This window comes from Collinsella sp. CLA-ER-H4, from assembly GCF_040092395.1.
Classification (GTDB): Bacteria; Actinomycetota; Coriobacteriia; order Coriobacteriales; family Coriobacteriaceae; genus Collinsella.
This window is the reverse complement of record NZ_JBBNLQ010000009.1, coordinates 22893-40656: the sequence shown is the minus strand read 5'-3', so window position 1 is coordinate 40656 and position 17764 is coordinate 22893. Positions and strand designations below refer to the sequence as shown.

17 protein-coding genes are annotated in these 17764 nt (G+C 57.2%); 9 read left to right on the top strand and 8 right to left on the bottom strand.

Features of this window, described 5'->3' with window-relative positions:
* Positions 1-74: 74 nt before the first annotated feature.
* The 7 genes from gyrA to AAAX34_RS06915 all read right to left on the bottom strand — a co-directional run bounded on the left by gyrA (position 75) and on the right by AAAX34_RS06915 (position 11131).
* A complete protein-coding gene (gene gyrA, locus AAAX34_RS06945; protein ID WP_349110601.1) occupies positions 75-2783 on the bottom strand; it encodes a DNA gyrase subunit A in 2709 nt (902 codons plus the stop codon).
* Positions 2784-2824: 41 nt separating this feature from the next.
* Positions 2825-4855 (bottom strand): DNA topoisomerase (ATP-hydrolyzing) subunit B, encoded by a 2031-nt coding sequence (gyrB, locus tag AAAX34_RS06940; protein ID WP_117769723.1) that lies wholly within the window; start codon positions 4853-4855, stop codon positions 2825-2827.
* Positions 4856-4960: 105 nt separating this feature from the next.
* Complete coding sequence (locus tag AAAX34_RS06935; RefSeq protein ID WP_349110575.1) at positions 4961-5524, bottom strand: DciA family protein; 564 nt, start codon at positions 5522-5524, stop codon at positions 4961-4963.
* A complete protein-coding gene (recF, locus tag AAAX34_RS06930) occupies positions 5511-6617 on the bottom strand; it encodes a DNA replication and repair protein RecF (protein WP_349110573.1) in 1107 nt (368 codons plus the stop codon). The genes AAAX34_RS06935 and recF overlap by 14 nt, the downstream gene beginning before the upstream one ends.
* A 9-nt stretch (positions 6618-6626) precedes the next feature.
* Positions 6627-7730 carry a DNA polymerase III subunit beta gene (dnaN, locus tag AAAX34_RS06925; protein ID WP_349110571.1) on the bottom strand — a complete coding sequence of 368 codons (1104 nt, stop codon included), beginning with the start codon at positions 7728-7730 and terminating at the stop codon, positions 6627-6629.
* Positions 7731-7966: 236 nt separating this feature from the next.
* Complete coding sequence (locus AAAX34_RS06920) at positions 7967-9691, bottom strand: DnaA/Hda family protein (RefSeq protein ID WP_349110569.1); 1725 nt, start codon at positions 9689-9691, stop codon at positions 7967-7969.
* Between the two features lie 15 nt (positions 9692-9706).
* The gene (locus AAAX34_RS06915) at positions 9707-11131 is read right to left on the bottom strand and encodes an ATP-binding protein (protein ID WP_349110568.1); all 1425 of its coding nucleotides are present in this window, start codon (positions 11129-11131) and stop codon (positions 9707-9709) included.
* A 273-nt stretch (positions 11132-11404) separates the two neighbouring features.
* On the opposite strand from AAAX34_RS06915, the gene rpmH reads away from it, so the two are divergent.
* The 9 genes from rpmH (at position 11405) to AAAX34_RS06870 (ending at position 16444) form a co-directional block, all read left to right on the top strand.
* Positions 11405-11539 carry a 50S ribosomal protein L34 gene (gene rpmH, locus AAAX34_RS06910; protein WP_019127408.1) on the top strand — a complete coding sequence of 45 codons (135 nt, stop codon included), beginning with the start codon at positions 11405-11407 and terminating at the stop codon, positions 11537-11539.
* A gap of 20 nt (positions 11540-11559) precedes the next feature.
* Positions 11560-11898 carry a ribonuclease P protein component gene (gene rnpA, locus AAAX34_RS06905; RefSeq protein ID WP_349110566.1) on the top strand — a complete coding sequence of 113 codons (339 nt, stop codon included), beginning with the start codon at positions 11560-11562 and terminating at the stop codon, positions 11896-11898.
* On the top strand, positions 11895-12119 hold the full coding sequence (gene yidD, locus AAAX34_RS06900; protein ID WP_082421942.1) for a membrane protein insertion efficiency factor YidD: 225 nt from the start codon (positions 11895-11897) through the stop codon (positions 12117-12119). Before rnpA ends, yidD begins: the two co-directional genes overlap by 4 nt.
* Before the next feature lie 29 nt (positions 12120-12148).
* On the top strand, positions 12149-12919 hold the full coding sequence (locus tag AAAX34_RS06895) for a YidC/Oxa1 family membrane protein insertase (protein WP_349074427.1): 771 nt from the start codon (positions 12149-12151) through the stop codon (positions 12917-12919).
* Positions 12920-12963: 44 nt separating this feature from the next.
* Positions 12964-13533: a R3H domain-containing nucleic acid-binding protein gene (locus AAAX34_RS06890; RefSeq protein WP_022093802.1), complete on the top strand. Its 570-nt coding sequence runs from the start codon at positions 12964-12966 to the stop codon at positions 13531-13533.
* 168 nt (positions 13534-13701) lie between these two features.
* On the top strand, positions 13702-14367 hold the full coding sequence (gene rsmG, locus AAAX34_RS06885) for a 16S rRNA (guanine(527)-N(7))-methyltransferase RsmG (protein ID WP_349110565.1): 666 nt from the start codon (positions 13702-13704) through the stop codon (positions 14365-14367).
* Positions 14368-14501: 134 nt separating this feature from the next.
* Positions 14502-15302, top strand: a complete 801-nt coding sequence (locus tag AAAX34_RS06880) for a ParA family protein (protein WP_118238235.1) — start codon at positions 14502-14504, stop codon at positions 15300-15302.
* Positions 15295-16200 (top strand): ParB/RepB/Spo0J family partition protein, encoded by a 906-nt coding sequence (locus AAAX34_RS06875; protein ID WP_349110563.1) that lies wholly within the window; start codon positions 15295-15297, stop codon positions 16198-16200. Before AAAX34_RS06880 ends, AAAX34_RS06875 begins: the two co-directional genes overlap by 8 nt.
* Positions 16190-16444 carry a hypothetical protein gene (locus AAAX34_RS06870; protein WP_349110561.1) on the top strand — a complete coding sequence of 85 codons (255 nt, stop codon included), beginning with the start codon at positions 16190-16192 and terminating at the stop codon, positions 16442-16444. The genes AAAX34_RS06875 and AAAX34_RS06870 overlap by 11 nt, the downstream gene beginning before the upstream one ends.
* Positions 16445-16642: 198 nt before the next feature.
* Here AAAX34_RS06870 and rlmN read toward each other — a convergent pair whose 3' ends face one another.
* The gene (gene rlmN / locus AAAX34_RS06865) at positions 16643-17695 is read right to left on the bottom strand and encodes a 23S rRNA (adenine(2503)-C(2))-methyltransferase RlmN (RefSeq protein ID WP_055287295.1); all 1053 of its coding nucleotides are present in this window, start codon (positions 17693-17695) and stop codon (positions 16643-16645) included.
* Positions 17696-17764: the final 69 nt, after the last annotated feature.

The following is a 17764-nucleotide window of genomic DNA, read 5'->3' as shown; positions in this document are numbered from 1 at the left end:
CAAAAAAGCGGTCGGCGCGCAGTGCGCCGACCGCCGATATATGGGGTCTGATATTTTCTACCAGCCAGGGCCTCTTACTCGTCGAGGAGATCTTCTGGCATGTCGTTGCCGTCGCCTAGATCGACAGGGGTTTCTTCGGAAGCAGAGCCGTTTTCTGTGGCTTCGCCTTCGGGCCTCTCTTTGGCGGCCGTCATGCGGGCCACGGCGCAGATGCGGTCGTTGTCGTCGACGGTCATCATCTTGACGCCCTGGGTGGCGCGGCCGGTCTGGCTGATCTCGTCGGTCTTGACGCGAATGACCGTCGCGCCCTCCGTCACGATGAACAGCTCGTGCTGCGGGCCCACCGTCTTCATGGCCGCGAGGTTACCCTTACGCTCGGTCATTTGAATGGTGTAGACGCCCTGGCCGCCGCGATTCTGCTCCGGGTAGTCCGCGACCGGCGTGCGCTTGCCGTAGCCGCGCTCGGTGATGACGAACAGATCGCCGTTGCCGTTAGTGACTTCCATGCCCAGAACGCTCACGCCGTCCTTCATACCGATACCGCGAACGCCGCTGGTATCGCGGCCGGTGGCGCGCACCTGCTCCTCGGAGAACATGATCGCCTTGCCCGCGGTGGTGGCCAGGATAATCTTGTCGCCCTCGCGCACGCGGCGCACGTTCAGCAGCGCGTCGTCGTCACGCAGGTTGATAGCAATCAGGCCATCACGGCGGCTACGATCGTAAGCACTCATCACGGTCTTCTTGACCATGCCGTTCTTGGTGGCAAACATCAGGTACTCGTCGGCCGGGAAATCGCGGCAGCTGATGACGCTCGCGATCTTCTCGCCCTCCTCGAAGGGCAGCAGGTTGACGATCGCGGTACCGCGCGCCTGGCGCGTACCCACCGGCAGCTCGTGCACCTTCAGGCGATAGACCTTGCCCTTGCTCGAGAAGAACAGCACGTACTCGTGCGTGGACGCGATGAACATCTCATCGATAACGTCGTCCTCTTTGAGATTGACGCCCGACACGCCCTTGCCGCCGCGCTTCTGGGCGCGGTAGGCGGCCACCGGGATACGCTTAACGTAGCCGGTGTGGGTGATGGTCACGACCATGTCCTCGTCGGCGATGAGGTCCTCGACATCCAGGTCCTTCTCAACCTGGCTGATCTCGGTGCGGCGCTTGTCGCCAAACTTCTTGGAGATCTCGCGCATCTCTTCCTTGATGACGCCCAGGATCTTCTCCTCATGCGCCAGCAGGTCCTCGTAGTAGGCGATGGCGCGGCGCAGGCCGTCCAACTCTTCTTGGATCTTGTCGCGCTCCAGGCCGGTCAGGCGGCGCAGCTTCATCTCGAGGATGGCCGTGGTCTGCTCGGGCGTAAAGCCAAAGCGCTCGATCAGGCGGCTGCTGGCCTCGGAGTCGGTCTGCGAGGAGCGGATAATGCTGATAACCTCGTCGATATGGTCGAGGGCCATCAGGTAGCCCTCGAGGATATGCGCACGCGCCTGGGCCTTCTTGAGGTCAAAACGAGTGCGGCGGGTGACGACGTCGACCTGGTGGTCGATATAGTGCTGCAGCATCTCGCGCAGACTCAGGCATTTGGGCACGCCGTTGACGAGCGCCAGGTTGTTGGCGCCAAAGGTCGTCTGCAGCGAGGTGTACTTGTACAGGTTGTTGAGCACGACCTGCGGAATGACGCCCTTCTTGAGCTCGATTACCAGACGGATGCCCTTCTGGTTGGACTCATCGCGCATATCCGAGATGCCCTCGATGCGTTTGTCGTTGACGAGCTGGGCGATCTTCTCCTGCAGGGTGCCCTTGTTGACCATGTAGGGAATCTCGGTAAAGACCAGGCGGCTGCGACCGGTCTTGGTGGACTCCACATGTGCCTTGGCACGCACGGTAATGGAGCCGCGGCCGGTCTCGTAGCTCTGCTTAATGCCGGCGCTGCCCATGATTATGGCGCCGGTGGGGAAGTCCGGACCGGGCATGATCTGCATGAGCTCGTCGACGGTGGCGTCGGGGTTGTCGATCAGGTAGCAGGTGGCCTCAATCGCCTCGGTGAGGTTATGCGGGGCGATGTTGGTGGCCATGCCGACGGCGATGCCCTGGCTGCCGTTGACCAGCAGGTTGGGGAAGCGCGCAGGCAGCGCCACGGGCTCGGCAAGTGATTCGTCGTAGTTGGGCTGCCAGTCGACGGTATCCTTCTGCAAGTCACGCAGCAGTTCCATGGCGGGCTTTGCCAGGCGGCTCTCGGTGTAACGCATGGCCGCCGCGCCGTCGCCGTCGATGTTACCGAAGTTGCCGTGACCGTCGATGAGCGGCGTGCGCATGGAGAACCACTGCGCCAGGCGGACCATGGCCTCATAGACCGCGGAATCGCCGTGCGGGTGGTACTTACCGATAACTTCGCCGACCGTCCAGGCCGACTTCTTATGTGGGCGGTTGGGGTAGATGCCGCTCTCGTTCATCGCGTACAGGATGCGGCGGTGCACCGGCTTTAAGCCGTCGCGCACGTCCGGCAGGGCGCGCGCCGTGATGACCGACATCGAATACTCGATAAACGACTGCTTCATCTCGCGGCCAAACTCCGAAATCTGGAGCTGGCCGCCGTTGATATCCTCGCCGGCCGAGGCGCCACGGTCGACTTCGCCAAAGCTCTCCTCGAGCTCGGCGTCGTCTTCTTCCTCATCATCATCGGCATCGGGGTTATAGGCGTCCGGGTCGCCGTCCTCGCCCTGCTCAGCACGGGCAAGCAGGCGCTTCAGATCATCGGGCATACCGGCATCGCCGGCCTCGTCCATACCCTCGTTATTGTTGATATCGTCTGCCACGTTACCTCCTCTTAAGCGTCAAGGAAGCGCGCATCATGGGCGTGCTTCTCGATGTACTCGCGGCGATAGCCGACCTCGGAACCCATCAGCTCGCGCACGGCGCGGTCCGCCACCACGGCGTCCTCGATCGACACACGCTGCAGGATGCGGGTCTTGGGGTCCATCGTCGTCGAGGCAAGCTGCTTGGGGTCCATCTCGCCCAAGCCCTTGTAGCGCTGGACGGTATAGCCCTTGCGCTTTTTGGTGATCTTGCCGTCCTTGGCCTTGCCGTCCTCGTCGTTGTCGTCGGGGTTCAGGCCCAGGCTCTGGATGGTGTCGCGCAGGATCTCGTCTTCGGGCTGGCGGCCGTTGGGATACACATAGTGGATCTTGTTGCGCACCTTAATGCCAAAGATGGGCGGGCAGGCAACATAGACGTAGCCGGCATCGATCAGCGGACGCATGTACTTGTAGAAGAACGTCAGCAGCAAGATGCGGATATGCGCACCGTCGACGTCTGCATCGGTCATGATGATGATCTTGTGGTAGCGCGCCTTGGTGATATCGAAGTCGCCGCCGTCGCCGGCACTCGTCGTGACGCCGCAGCCGATCGCGGTAATCAGCGACTGGATGGTGTCACTCGAGAACGCGCGGTGGTCGCCTACGCGCTCGACGTTCAAAATCTTGCCGCGCAGGGGCAGAATCGCCTGGATGTCTCGGCGACGGCCGTCCTTAGCCGAACCGCCTGCCGAGTCGCCCTCTACGATGAAGAGCTCGGTCAGCTCGGCATCGCGCACCGAGCAGTCAGCGAGCTTACCGGGCAGGGACGCCGTCTCGAGCAGGCTCTTGCGGCGGGTCGCCTCGCGCGCCTTGCGGGCGGCGTTGCGCGCCTTGCAGGCCTGCTGGGCCTTCTTGACGATCTCGCGAGCGGGCTTGGGATGCTCCTCGAGGTAATCGGCGAGGCCGTCGGTCACGATCTTGAGCGTGAGCGCGCGCATATAGGAGCTGCCGAGCTTGGCCTTGGTCTGGCCCTCAAACTGCGGATCGGGCAGCTTGACCGAGATTACGGCCGAAAGGCCCTCGCGCACATCGTCGCCGGTCAGGTTGGCGTCTTTTTCCTTGAGCAGGTTCTGCTTGCGCGCATAGTCGTTGATCACGCGGGTGAGCGCGGTGCGGAAGCCCTCAAGGTGCATGCCGCCCTCGGGGGTGTAGATGTCGTTGGCAAACGACATGACGTTCTCGCCGTAGCCGCTATTCCACTGCAGGGAAACCTCGACCTCGCCCATCTTGGCCACAGGCGCGTCCGGGTCCGATTTGCCCTCGATGTAGATGGGCTCCTTAAAGGCCTCGGGGACGTCCTTGCCCTCATTGAGGAACTTGACGAAGTCGATGATGCCGCCCTCGTAGCAAAACTCCTCCACATGGGGAGTCGCCTCGCGCTCGTCGGTCAGCACGATTTTGAGGTTCTTATTGAGGAACGCCGTCTCCTGCAGACGGTTGTGCAGCGTATCGAAATCGTAGATGCAGGTCTCGAAGATCTCGTCGTCGGGCCAGAAGGTGACGGTGGTGCCCGTCGAATCCGAGGTGCCCACGACCTCCATCTTCTTGACGGTCTTGCCGCGCGAGAACTCCATCTCGTAGGTGTTGCCGTCGCGACGAACCTGAACGACCACGCGCTTGGACAGTGCGTTGACGACGGAGATGCCAACGCCGTGCAGGCCGCCCGAGACCTTATAGGCCGAGTTATCGAACTTACCGCCGGCGTGCAAGATCGTCATGACGACCTCGAGCGTCGGGATCTTTTTAACAGGGTGCTCGTCGACGGGGATGCCGCGCCCGTTGTCGACGACCGTGATGGAGTTGTCGGCGTGGACCGTCACCTGGATCTCGGTGCAGAAACCGGCCATGGCCTCGTCGACGGAGTTGTCAACGATCTCCCACACCAGGTGATGCAGACCGCTGGCGCTCGTCGAGCCGATATACATGCCCGGGCGCTTACGAACGGCCTCGAGACCTTCGAGAATCTTAATCTCGCCGCCATCGTAATCGTTTTCGTTTGCCACACGTCCTCCTTCAGTCAAGAAAATGTGTACAGCCTTACTAGTTTATCGTAAAAAAATACCCTCGGGAACGAGGGTATTTGGCTCTACAAGGCCACCAGATGCGATTTAAGGCTCTTTTTTGCTTTGCACGCCCTTGGCCCACTCGGCGCTGGCTCTCATGGCGTTCTCGAGGGCCTCGCGCAGTTTTTGGTCTTCGATGGGCGCCACTTGGCACTCAATCTCGGTGCGCTCGGCCTCACTTAGGTCAGCATGCGGAGCCGGCGGGCGCTCGGCCACGGCAGGACGCAGACGCTCTTTGGCAGCGGGCGGCGTGTGACCGGGCGCGGTGGTTTTGAACACCAGGCCATCCACATGCGCACCGGCGCGCTCCATGCGCGCGCGGATGATCTCGCGCAACAGCGTCATTTCCTGCGTCCACGAGGGCGAATCGAGATATACCAGCAGCTCATTGGACTCGGGCAGGTAGCGCAGGCCCGTCACATGCCGCCCCTCGCGCGTGCCCGAGCACACCGCGTTCCACGCGCGATAGACCGCGCGAGATTCCTCTGCAGCCTCCATCTGCGCGCGGCGCTCAGGCGTCGCGGCCGCCAGGATGCGCTGACGCTCTGCGTTCAAAAATCCACTGAAGGCAACCGTTTCGCTCTCGCGCTCGTAATTAGCACGTCTCACCCATATTCACCACCTTGGCTCGATCAAGCAGGTCATCGGTAAAGTACCCCAGGTTGGTCGTGGTTATGACCGTCTGGATATCATCGCCGATCAGCCGCAGAAAAGCGCCGCGACGCTCGCCGTCGAGCTCGCTCATCACGTCGTCCAAAAGCAGCAGTGGGGCGGTGCCCAGGACATCGCGAGCCACGGCCACCTCCGCCACCTTCCAGGCCAGCACCAACGTTCGCTGCTGACCTTGGCTGGCAAATGAACGGGCGGAGCGACCCGCCACGGTAAACTCAATCTCATCGCGATGCGGTCCCACCAACGTCACGCCGCGGCGAATTTCCTCGTCGGCATGCTCATCAAGTGCGGCCAGCATGCGCTCGTACGCCCAGCCCTTCAGCTCTTCGCGATCCTCGACCTGGGGCAAATCCCCCAGCGTGGACGTATAGGTCACGTTGGCAGCCTCACCGGATGCCACTTGACCGTAGGCAGTGTGCACATGGCCCGCCAGCCGGTCGAGTAGGGCCAACCGGTGCACGAGCAGGGCCGAGCCCGCGCGGGCAATCGAATCGTTCCACGCGCCGAGCATCTCGCGGCAGCACCAGGTCTCCTTGAGCAGGGCGTTGCGCTGGGTCACGCAGCGCCCATAGGTGCTCGCAAGATCGGCATAGCGTGCGCTCAGTTGCATGCCAAAGTCATCGAGGGCGGCACGGCGCACACTGGCGCCTCGCTTAACCATGTCCAGATGGTCGGGGCAAAACAGCACGCTCGGCAGAACCCCGCGCACACCGGCGGCAGAACATCTCTTGCCGTTGCGGCTAAACGAGCGCTTACCGTCCTCCGCGTTCAATCCCATATCAAGCACGCGGCCGTCGCCCTCGAGCCTCAGCTCGACCTTGCACGAGCCCACGCCGTCATGGACGAGCTCGGCTGCGGTCGGATGCCTAAACGAGGCGCCGCTCGTCAGCAGCTGCAGCGCCTCTATGAGATTGGTCTTTCCCGCCGCGTTGGGTCCCGCAAGTATCGTCACGCCGTCGTCTAGGGCAAGGCGATAGCTATCGAAGCTGCGGTAGTGCGCGACGGAAAGATCGCGGGCGAACATGGTCATGGCGCAACGCTAGATGCGGACCGGCATGACCAGGTACAGGTAGTTGATCTTGTCGTAGGACTTGAAGATGCCCGCCTGCGAGTAGCTCTTGAGCTCCAGCGTGATCTCCTTCTCCTTGGATAGGGCATTGAGGCAGCCGAAGATGTAGTGGTAGTTGAAGGCGATGGTACCCGACTCGCCCTCGGCCTCGACATCGATCGTCTCCTGCGCCAGATCCTGGTCGTTGGAGATGGAAGACAGGCCCATCTGCCCGTTCTCGACGTCGATCTCGAACTTGACGGCGGGGTTGGCGCTCGCGATAACGGCAACACGCTTGAGGGCGGCATTGAAGGCGGCGACGTCGATCTTGACGCTCGTCACGCACGAATCGGGGATGAGCTGCTTGTAGTTGGGGTACACGCCCTCGATGCGGCGCGACACGTAGGTGGTGTTGCCGGCCTCGAAGACGACCTGGGTGTCGGTAGCCCCGATCATGATGGTCGCCTGGCTTGCCATGATGTTCAGCGCGTCGTTAAAGGCGTCAGCCGGAACGTTGAGCTCAAAGGAGCCCTCGAGGGTCGAGGTCTCGACCTGCGTATCGCACACGGCCAAGCGGAAGGAATCGGTCGCCACCAGGCGCACGGTATTGTTCTCGACCTTCATGTGCACGCCGCCCAGGATGGGGCGGGCCTTGTCGGTCGAGGTGACGCGCCACACGCGACCGACCATTTCGGACAAGATATCGGTCGGCAGCTCCACGGCGCTCTCGATGGCATAGGCCGGAAACTCGGGGAAGTCATTGGCATCGAGCGTGTTCAGCCTAAAAGAGCTCTTCTCGCAACTGATCAGCACCTGGCGCTCGGACAGGTCAAAGGTGACCGGGGCATCGGGGAGGGTCTTGGTGATATTGGAGAGCATCTTACAGGGGATAACCATCTCGCCCTCTTCTTCGACATGCGCCGCGATGCGATGACGGATCGAGATGGTGTAGTTAGAGGTCTGGAATTCCAAGATGCCGTCTTGGGCCTTGACGAGCACGCCCGACAGGATGGGAAGGGTGGATGCCGAAGCGACACCCTTCATAACGACGCCGATGGCTTGTGTAAGCGAGCTCTGGCTGACGGTGAACTTCATCTTTTAATACCTTTCTATATATAAATATCTTAATAATAGTAATAGCACTGACGAAACTGTTGATTACTCCCAAAGACGCAGGTCAGACCCAGGAAGAGAATCGACAGCAACCTGTGTGCAACGGGGGTGGTTTTCCACGTTCAAAACCTGCGCAAAACTTTTCATCACCGCGGGTTGGGTTTTAGACACCTTATGCCCGTTGTTTCGACAAGTTTTCAACAGGTGTCTCTATTTCCCTACGAACGCAGTGTAATTTTATCGCGCAACGACTTGAGGTCTTCGGTGACGGTGCGGTCTTCCTGGATCATCTTCTGGACCTTTTTGTAGCTCGTGCTGACGGTCGAGTGGTTGCGGTTGCCAAATTCGGCGCCCACCGCCGTGGTCGTCATCTCGCACATCTCGATGGCCAGGTAGATGGCGATATGGCGCGCTTTGGCGATATTGGCGTTGCGACGCGGGCCGATGAGCTCCTCGTGCGTCACGCCGTACTGCTCTTCAATGACGGACTGAACCGTTTGCACGTTGATCTTTTTGGCCGATGTGTCGAAGTACTGGCCGGCGATGGCGTCGATATCGTCAAAGGTGAGCTCTCCGCCCTCGCGCTCGCGGTCGCCCGCCTCGCCGGCGCAGCGCTCGCAAAAGCTCTCGAGTTCGCGGATGTTGGTGCCCGAGACCTCGGCCATGTGTTTAAAGTGCTCGTCGGTCAGGTGTCCGCCGTCGCCCCCATAGGCCGCCAGCAGCGAGTCGTCGCCTGCCTCGGGAGCGGCGACGATGGTGTTTTCGTAATAGCGCTGCAAGATCTTGTATTTCATCTCGTAGCTGGGCTCTGCGACCAGGCAGAGCATGCCGGCGTTGAAGCGGCTGGTCAGACGCTCGTCCATGCTCAGGTCCTTGGGGGCGCGGTCTGCCGCGATGACGACCTTCTTGTTGTTGCGGATGAACTCGTCCATGAGCTGGAAAAAGTAGTCCACGCTCGCGCGCTTGCCGATGATGTTTTGGATGTCATCGATGATGAGCACGTCCACGCCGTGGTACGCCTGCATGATGGGGGCGTTGCTCTTCTTTTGGCGGTCGAACTCGGTCATCAGGTCGTCCAGATATGCCTGGGAGTTGGCATACTTGACCTTGATCTCGGGCGACTTCTCGGCGAGCTCGTTTTTGATGGCAAGTAGCAGGTGCGTCTTGCCCAGGCCCGATTTGCCGTAGATGAACAGTGATGTGCACGTGCCGCGCTCGTCCGCGAGGGCGGCAAACTTGAGTGCCGAGCGATAGGCATGGCTGTTCTCTGGGCCGTAGACAAAGTTCTCAAAGGTAAATTTTGAGTTCGCGGCGAGCGGGGCTCCATCCGTATTCTGCTCAGCCGGCACGGTCGGTGCTGGCATGGGTGAAGCGGGGGTCGCAGCTTGCGTGGATTTAGTCGGCGCTCCGCCCTTCATCTGGTTCATCATGCGACGAAAATCATCGGCCGAGAGCGTGTTCTTGATTGCAATGCCCGAATCAGCGCCCGCCGCTGCGTCGTGAGCGATGGGCATGTGCGTGACGGGTGCGTTCGTTGACGTCGCCGCCGCGGTCGGCAATGGTGCCATGGTTTCACGGGAAACATCACCGTGCTGGTGCTCGATTGTCGGCGCGTCGCCTGCGGAGGCCGGCACCGCCGGGGAAGCAGCGGGAGCCGTGGCGGGCGCCGTCGCGGCAGCGGATTCCGTCGCGGCGCCTTGCGGTGCCACGATGTCGAGCGCAATCGGTGCAAAGGCGATTTCTTCCAGATAGGCCTCAATAGTCGGCTGATGCTTTTTGAGCTGCGCGATGGCAAAGCGCGAGGGCGCCTCGATCGTGAGCGTATCTTCGGTCAGGCTTATGGCGCGCGATTGCCCCAGCATGTTGATGAGGCGTGCATCTTGGCCGTCGCGCTGGCAAAAGGCGATGGCATCCCCCAGGATGATGCTTGCTTCCTCGTCCACTGTCTCTCCCGTTCTTTAGCTCTGAGCTCGCACGCGAGCGGCGCCGAGTTCGGTCAGATGGTATTTCTGGCCATGCTTGATGACCAAGCCGGCCTGCGCCAAGTCATTGAGCGTGCGTGACCAAGTGGGGGCCGAGTTTCCAAACGCCCTCGCAAGATCGGTTGCGCCGCACGCTTGATTTTGCGCAAGATAGCCCAGCGCGGCGTTGCCGCGATCGCTTACGAACACGTCCGGTTGTGGCTGTGCATACTGATTTACTGCATTAGGATACATCATTTGAGCTGCTGGTTGTTGAGAACTCTGCGTCGGCGGCATTTGCTGTTGAAAACTTTGAGGCCACTGTTGGTAAGGCTGCGGAGGCGTCTGCTGGGCCCAGGGGTTGTACTGCTGCTGCGGCATCTGCTGGTACGGCTGCTGATATCCCTGCTGGTACTGCTGCGGGAACTGCTGGCCATACCCCAGTGGCGGCATCTGCTGATATGGATATCCCTGTTGGTACGGCTGATAGCCCATTTGCTGGCCACCCGGCGCCCCCGTCGCCTGCTGCATTGCTGCTGCATCCTGATCAGCCAGCGGCATGGCCTCTGGCATGTTTGGCGGCATCGACATCGATGTCGCCTGGGGCTCTTGTGTAGGAAGCATTCCGGGCTGCTGTATCTGCCCCACGGGGGGCTGCATCTGCTGCGTTGCCATGGGCTGCTGCGCAAAAGCTCCCGGCAGGGGATATGTGGGCTGCTCCGTCTCGGGCCGCACGGCAGCGCCGCGTCCGCCGGCACGCTCGATTTCCTGCACGCGTTTAGGGTTCAGGCTTACCGTAACCACGGTGCCGTTGCCCATGTTGTCCTCGATGGATACGGCACCGCCGGCGTTTTCCAAATACTCCTGCACCATGGGAAACCCTGCTCCGGTTCCACGGATATAGCGCTTCATCTTGCTGTTTGCGCTGGTAACGCCAAAGTCGAAAGCACGTTCCTTGTCGTCGATGCCGGGTCCTTGGTCAGCAAAGCGGATGGTGTCTCCGCCGTCCAGAATCGAGATGATGGGCTCGGCAAAGTGTGCGTGGATAAAGTTTTCGACAATCTCGCGGATGACCATGAGCGAGATATGACCACCTTGTTCTTTCATGCACTGGTAGACGGTGTTGGTCGTCTCTTCCAAATACGTGCGGACATCTTGCGGATCAATGACGATCACCCGCGGTGTCGACAGCATGTCGTCATAGACGGCGATGCGCGCGGCGTACATGGCTTTTGGCGCCTGCGTGGTCGTCTGCTCGCCTTCCGCACGCTCTTCGCGCACGCCGGTGATGTGCTCGTTGTCGGGTGCCGGGTCTCCGGAATCGACCATGGTGTAAAAGTCGTCAGACATGCCGCTCGCAATCTTCCAAAAGGTTTCGAACAAATAGTAGCTCACTGTGCAATGTTTCTCATCTTTCGACAACTTTTCAAAACCTGTTGAAAACTCTGGAAAACGGGCGAAAAGTTCTCAACATTGCCAACATGACCTGTTGAAAACTCGATGAAATATCGTGAAAAGTTGCCATGCACCGCTAAATCGAACTCGGCTTATGGGGGAACCGTGTGAACTGCGCGACCTTTTACCTTTGATTTCTTGACATTTGAACATTGATTTCCCTACAATCTTCAAGCTCACGTGTCTATATCTGCGTCCGCGCTCCCGCGGACACTCGAAATGCAGCAGGAGGAACTTAAGATGAAGCGTACGTATCAGCCTAATAAGCGTAAGCGTGCCAAGACCCATGGCTTCCGTGCCCGTATGGCCACTAAGGGTGGTCGTGCCGTGCTCGCCCGTCGTCGCGCCAAGGGCCGCAAGCGTCTCACTGTCTAGCAGCGATACACACATCTCGCATGAAGACTATTAAGTCTCGGCAAGATTTCGAGCATGTGTTCAGTCAGGGGCGTCGTTTCAATCACCCTCTGATTCGAATGACCATATGTGAATCGGTTGGCGAAGGCGACTCCGGAAGGGTCGCCTTCGTTGGTGCTAAGCGACTCGGTTGTGCCGTCGTGCGCAACCGATCTAAGCGTGTGATGCGCGAGGCCGCCCGCAGCTGCGGATTCCCCGTTGCGGGTTATGACATCATCTTGTTTGCAACTCCCAAGACGAGGGTTTCCTCGCCGCAGGAGATGGACAAAGCGTTGCGTTCGCTTATGAAGCGCGTCGGCGTTGCCGGGGAGGAGCGATGAGCAATCACGTTTTGCGACGTGTTGCCATCGCTCCTATTCGCATATATCAACAGGTTATTTCGCCCTTATTGCCTGACGCCTGCATTTATTACCCAACGTGCTCGCAATACGCCGTCCAGGCGATTGAGAAACACGGTGTTTTGAGAGGCTGCTGGCTTGCCGTGAGGCGCATCGCTCGCTGCAATCCCCTGCACGTCGGCGGTTATGACCCTGTGCCCTAGCGGGCACTCGCTATCGGAGGAAAACTTACATGTGGGATTGGATCGTTAACATCCTTTTCGAGCTGCTCAAGCTCATCCAGACCTTTGCGGTCGACTGGGGCCTGTCCATCATCATCCTGGTGGTCATCATCCGTCTGCTGCTGACGCCGCTCATGCTCAAGTCGACCAAGTCGACGGCTCGCATGCAGGTGCTGCAGCCCAAGATGCTCGAGATCCAGGAGCGCTATGCCGACGATCCCCAGCGTCAGGCCGAGGAGATGCAGAAGTTCTACAGCGAGAACAAGTTCAACCCCATGGCTGGTTGTTTGCCGCTGCTGATTCAGATGCCTATCCTGTTCGCCCTGCTTACATTGCTGCGCAACCTGCCGCAGTACTTTAACGACGGCACGTTCTCGTTCTTCAACATCCTGCCCGACCTGACCACCACGCCGAGTGCTTCCTTTGCCGATGGCTTTATGGTTGCACTGCCTGCGCTGGTTTGCCTGATCCTGTTCGCCGTCCTGACCCTGATTCCGCAGCTCTATATGTCGCGCAACCAGACCGGCCAGCAGGCTCAGAGCATGCGTATGATGGCCGTTGTCATGACGGTCATGATGCTTTGGATGGGCTGGAGCCTTCCCGTTGGTGTTCTGCTGTACTACGACGTCTCGTCTGCTTGGCAGGTTATCCAGCAGATTTTTGTGACGCAGAAGGTCATCGACAAGGCGAAGGCCGATGAGGAGGAGCGTCTTAAGAACGCTCCGCTGCAGGTTGAGGTCACTCGTCGAGAGAAGAAGCCGCGCCCGCACAAGAAGAAGTAACGGGATATCAATCTTATTTAGGTACCTAACTTTTGGAGTACGTTATGTCTGAAGAGATCATCGAGGATATGCTTGAGGAGGTTGCCCCGCAGGTCGCGGGCGATTATCCCGAGATTGCACAGCGCTACAAGGCTGGTGAAGAGCTGACCGATGAGGAGCTCGACACCATTGCCGATGTTGCGATTTCCATCCTGCGTTCCATCCTTTCGCACTTCGATGCCGCCAACTCTCCTATCGATGAGTATGAGGGCGACGAGGGTGAGCTGATTTTGGATGTAACGGCTCCCGACCTTGCTGTTCTCATTGGCCGTCATGGTCGCACCCTTGATGCCCTTCAGGTTATGTTCTCTTTGCTGGTGAGCCGCAAACTTGGCTTTAGGTATCCGGTTGTAGTGGACGTAGAGGGATACAAGAGTCGCCGTCAGGACAAGGTTGCTTCCATGGCTCAGTCTGCTGCCGAGCGTGCCATCCGCACTCATAAGAGTGTTTCGCTTCCGCCCATGAATGCCTACGAGCGTCGACTGGTTCACATTGCACTTCGTGGCAACGATGCCGTCGATACTCATTCTGAGGGTTCTGACCCTGATCGCCATGTGGTGATTGTTGCTCGATAATCTTCTCGAGCTTATGCTAAGGGGACGTGGTTTCCACGTCCCCTTTTTTTGTCAAAAGTTCTCGATACACTGATTTTTGTCAGAAAGGAGCTTTCGTTGTTAGTACTTACTGATCAGCAGGCTGACGAGATGTTGAGTCGTCTAACTTCCTATTGCAAAGAGTATTCCTTGAGCGTAACCGATGTTGAGCTGAGGAAATGTATTCAGCATTTGGATTTGGTTCTAGAAACAAATAAGACAACCAATCTCACCCGTATTCTTAACGTAGAAGATGCTGCAGTACTTCATATCCTCGACTCACTTGTTTTGCTCTCCTATATCAACAAGGCTCCTGAGGGAGCTTTGCTCGATATGGGAACAGGTGCGGGCTTCCCTGGTATTCCATTAACCATAACCACGCATCGTAAAGCTACTTATATTGACTCTGTTGGCAAGAAGGTTGATGCGGTTAATTCCTTTGTCCATGCTCTTGGATTGAAACATGCTCATGCGGTTCATGATCGTCTTGAAGAATATGCTCGAAGCCATAAGAAGCAGTTCTCTGTTGTAACCGCCCGCGCACTGGCCCCTCTACCGATTCTTGTTGAGTATGCGGCTCCGTATCTGAAGGATGGAGGGCTATTTGTTATAACCAAGGGCAATCCTTTGGATGAGGAGCTTGCTTCCGGCATGTCAGCAGCTAAGATTTGCGGCTTCACTTTGCTTCTGAATGACGCAATTGATTTGCCTGAAGGCTTGGGACACAGGGAGTTCATTGTTCTTAAGAAGAGTCATCCAGCATCCGTCTCATTGCCTCGTGCAAATGGCGTGGCAAAGAAGAATCCGCTTGCCTAGATGTTTCACGTGAAACATAATGGATACTAACAACTTGCAGTGTTTCACGTGAAACATGGCGGTTGATATCGATTCGGAATGTTTCACGTGAAACATCCTCCGTTTGACAGCTTTAATACACACCAGGAGGGACCGTGGGATTTCGCGACGTTAAGCGTTCTAAGAGCGCAAAAGACACGCGTATCATTGCAATCATCAATCAAAAAGGCGGCGTCGGTAAGTCAACGACGGCTGTAAACCTTGCAGCAGCACTGGGTGAGCAGGGTCGTAAGACATTGATTGTCGATTTTGATCCGCAGGGAAACAGCACCAGTGGATTCGGAATTGAAAAAGAAGACCTTGATCAATGCATCTATGATGCATTGTTGAATGATGTGCCGGCAGAATCGCTTGTTCTTGATACAAATTGTAAAAAGGTATTCGTTATTCCGGCTACAATTCAACTTGCAGGCGCGGAAATTGAGCTCGTAAGCGCAATTGCTCGTGAAACCCGCCTCAAAGATTTGCTTGAGCCGATTCAGGACGAGTTTGACTTTATTTTCATTGACTGTCCTCCTTCGCTCGGCCTGCTTACTATCAACGCTTTGACCGCAGCAGACAGCGTTTTGATTCCGATCCAGTGCGAATATTACGCACTCGAGGGCGTTACGAAGCTGCTTGAGTCAATGAAGATGGTCAAATCACGGCTGAACAAGGGCTTAGACACCTATGGTGTGCTTATGACCATGTATGACTCGCGTACTTCACTATCGAATCAGGTTGTTGAGGAGGTTCAATCGTACTTTGGTGATAAGGCGTTTAAGACGCTAATCCCCCGTACGGTTAAAATCTCCGAAGCTCCGTCTTTTGGAGAACCGGTAATTACCTATGCACCTCAAAATAAGGGTGCAAAAGCATATATGAACCTTGCAAAAGAGGTGATCAAGCGTGCCTAGTGTAAAGAAACGTGGCGGATTGGGACGTGGACTCAATGCTTTGGTCTCAGAGGCCGAGTATGAGACCGGCGGTTCGGCTGCATCGGCTTCAAATGCCGCATCTGAAACAAAACTACCTATTGAGGATATCGTTCCCAACCCTAATCAGCCGCGAATTCTCTTTAACGAAACTGAACTTCGCGAGTTGAGCGAGTCAATCCAAGAACATGGCGTTTTGCAGCCGCTTTTGGTTCGCAAGCATGGAAACGGCTATGAGATCATCGCTGGTGAGCGTCGTTACCAGGCGTCAAAGCTTGCTGGCCTTGAAGAATTGCCAGTCATCATTAAAGAGGTAAATGATGAAGAGATGCTGGCTCTTGCTCTTATCGAAAACCTTCAGCGTTCTGATCTGAATCCCGTCGAAGAGGCTAAGGGCTATCGCCAACTCATTGATGCCAGCGGGATGACCCAGGAGGCATTGTCGAAGGCAGTAAGCAAGTCACGCTCTGCAATTACAAACTCGCTGCGTCTTCTCGATCTCCCCGAAGTAGTTCAGCAGATGATTTTTGAGGGCAAACTTACTGCTGGTCATGCACGTGCGATTCTTGCAGTTCCCTATGAGGACGCGCGTATTCGACTTGCAGAGAAAGTTGTTACAGAGGGCCTTTCCGTAAGAGCGACAGAAAATCTTGCTCCGTTGTTTTCTGCCGGAGAGACACCTAAGACGCCAAGGCCTGCAACGCCTCAGTCCTTTAAAAAGGCTGCCCGTGTGCTTCGTCAGGTATTTAATACCAACGTGCGTGTGAAGAGCTCGCGTGGAAAGAATAAGATTGAGATTGAGTTTAAAGACGAGGAAGAGCTCTCTCGTATTCTTGGCGAAATGATTCAGTTTGATCAAGGAGGCCAAGATGAGGAATAAGATTTTAACAGCGATTGCATTGGTGACGACTGTCGCGGCTGGTGCCTTTGCTGGCTATAAGATCGCGACAGACGATGAACTTCGAGGTCGTTTGCTTCGTGGCGCGCTAGATATCGTCGATACTTCCAAAAAGAAAATGGATGTTATGACGGAAGATGTTGCCATGCGTACTGCTCAGGTAACGAAGAATCCCAAGATTAATCAAGGTTGGGTCAGCAACCAATGGGAAAATGTAGGCTATTAGGTACCTAACAATTACTCAGCATTTTTTGAGGGGTCCTTGTCTGATTCATGAGACAAGGACACCTTATTTTGGCCGTAAAAAATGGGACAGGTAGCGCTGATTCAAAATTAAGGTCAATAAATGAAACGACCCCGGTTGCATATTCTGTAACCGGGGTCGTTCGATGTTTCACATGAAACGTTTTGGGATGCGACTCCCCTATGCGTTCTTCTGAACTTTGAAGCGCTGCTTCAGCTGTCCGCAAGCGGCGTCAATATCGTTACCACGGGAGTTACGAATCGTGGTCTCGATGCCACGGGACTCAAGACGACGCTGAAGATCCTCAACCTTATGAATCGGCGACGGCTTGAGCGGGCTACCCTCGATGTCGTTAAGCTGAATGAGGTTAACGTGGCACAGCGTTCCCTCGCAGAAGTCGCAGAGCGCCTGCATTTCGGGATTCGTATCGTTGACGCCTTCGATCATGGCATACTCATAGGTCGGGCGGCGGCCGGTCTTCTCGGTGTAGAGCTGAAGCGCTTCGTGAAGGCGAAGCAGCGTGTACTTCTTAACACCGGGCATGAGCTTATTGCGCGTCGACTGGATGGCGGAATGCAGGGAAACGGCAAGCGTGAACTGCTCGGGGATATCGGCAAATTTGCGAATACCGGGAATAACGCCGCTGGTAGAGACGGTGAGGTGACGAGCGCCGATACCGATGCCATCGGGGTCGTTGAGGATTCGCAGCGCCTTGAGAACCTCGTCGTAGTTGGCAAACGGCTCGCCCTGGCCCATGAAGACAACGCTCGTGGCGCGCTCGCCAAAGTCGTTGGATACATGAAGTACCTGGTCGACGATCTCTTGAGCGGTCAGAGAGCGCTTGAGGCCGTTGAGACCGGTAGCGCAAAAGGCACAGCCCATGCCACAGCCTGCCTGGGTGGAAACGCAGACGGAAAGCTTGTTACGACGGGGCATGCCGACGGTCTCGACGGAAACGCCGTCGTGGTACTCGAGCAGATACTTGCGAGAGCCATCTTTGGAAACCTGCTTGGTGAGTTCAGTCGGCGTGTCAAAGGCAAAAGCCTCTTTAAGCTGCTCGCGGAAAGCCTTGGGAAGGTTGGTCATATCGTCAAACGAACAAACGTTCTTCTCAAAGACCCATTCGATGAGCTGCTTCGCGCGGAAGGCGGGCTGGCCAAGCTCGGCCACGAGCTCGCGAATATCGTTTTGGCTCAAGTCGCGAATGTCCTGAGATTTAGTCCTGGGATTCATGGAAGCCTTTCGATTTTGGGGAAACGTAGAGGGTATCGCTACAATATGGTATCAGCTGCAGAAATAATA

Bases quoted from the DNA above. Each gene is read 5' to 3' on its own strand.
- gyrA (WP_349110601.1), bottom strand. From the start codon at position 2,783: ATGGACGAGGCCGGCGATGCCGGTATGCCCGATGATCTGAAGCGCCTG.
- recF (WP_349110573.1), bottom strand. From the start codon at position 6,617: ATGACCATGTTCGCCCGCGATCTTTCCGTCGCGCACTACCGCAGCTTC.
- dnaN (WP_349110571.1), bottom strand. From the start codon at position 7,730: ATGAAGTTCACCGTCAGCCAGAGCTCGCTTACACAAGCCATCGGCGTC.
- rpmH (WP_019127408.1), top strand. From the start codon at position 11,405: ATGAAGCGTACGTATCAGCCTAATAAGCGTAAGCGTGCCAAGACCCAT.
- rnpA (WP_349110566.1), top strand. From the start codon at position 11,560: ATGAAGACTATTAAGTCTCGGCAAGATTTCGAGCATGTGTTCAGTCAG.
- yidD (WP_082421942.1), top strand. From the start codon at position 11,895: ATGAGCAATCACGTTTTGCGACGTGTTGCCATCGCTCCTATTCGCATA.
- AAAX34_RS06895 (WP_349074427.1), top strand. From the start codon at position 12,149: ATGTGGGATTGGATCGTTAACATCCTTTTCGAGCTGCTCAAGCTCATC.
- AAAX34_RS06890 (WP_022093802.1), top strand. From the start codon at position 12,964: ATGTCTGAAGAGATCATCGAGGATATGCTTGAGGAGGTTGCCCCGCAG.
- AAAX34_RS06870 (WP_349110561.1), top strand. From the start codon at position 16,190: ATGAGGAATAAGATTTTAACAGCGATTGCATTGGTGACGACTGTCGCG.
- rlmN (WP_055287295.1), bottom strand. From the start codon at position 17,695: ATGAATCCCAGGACTAAATCTCAGGACATTCGCGACTTGAGCCAAAAC.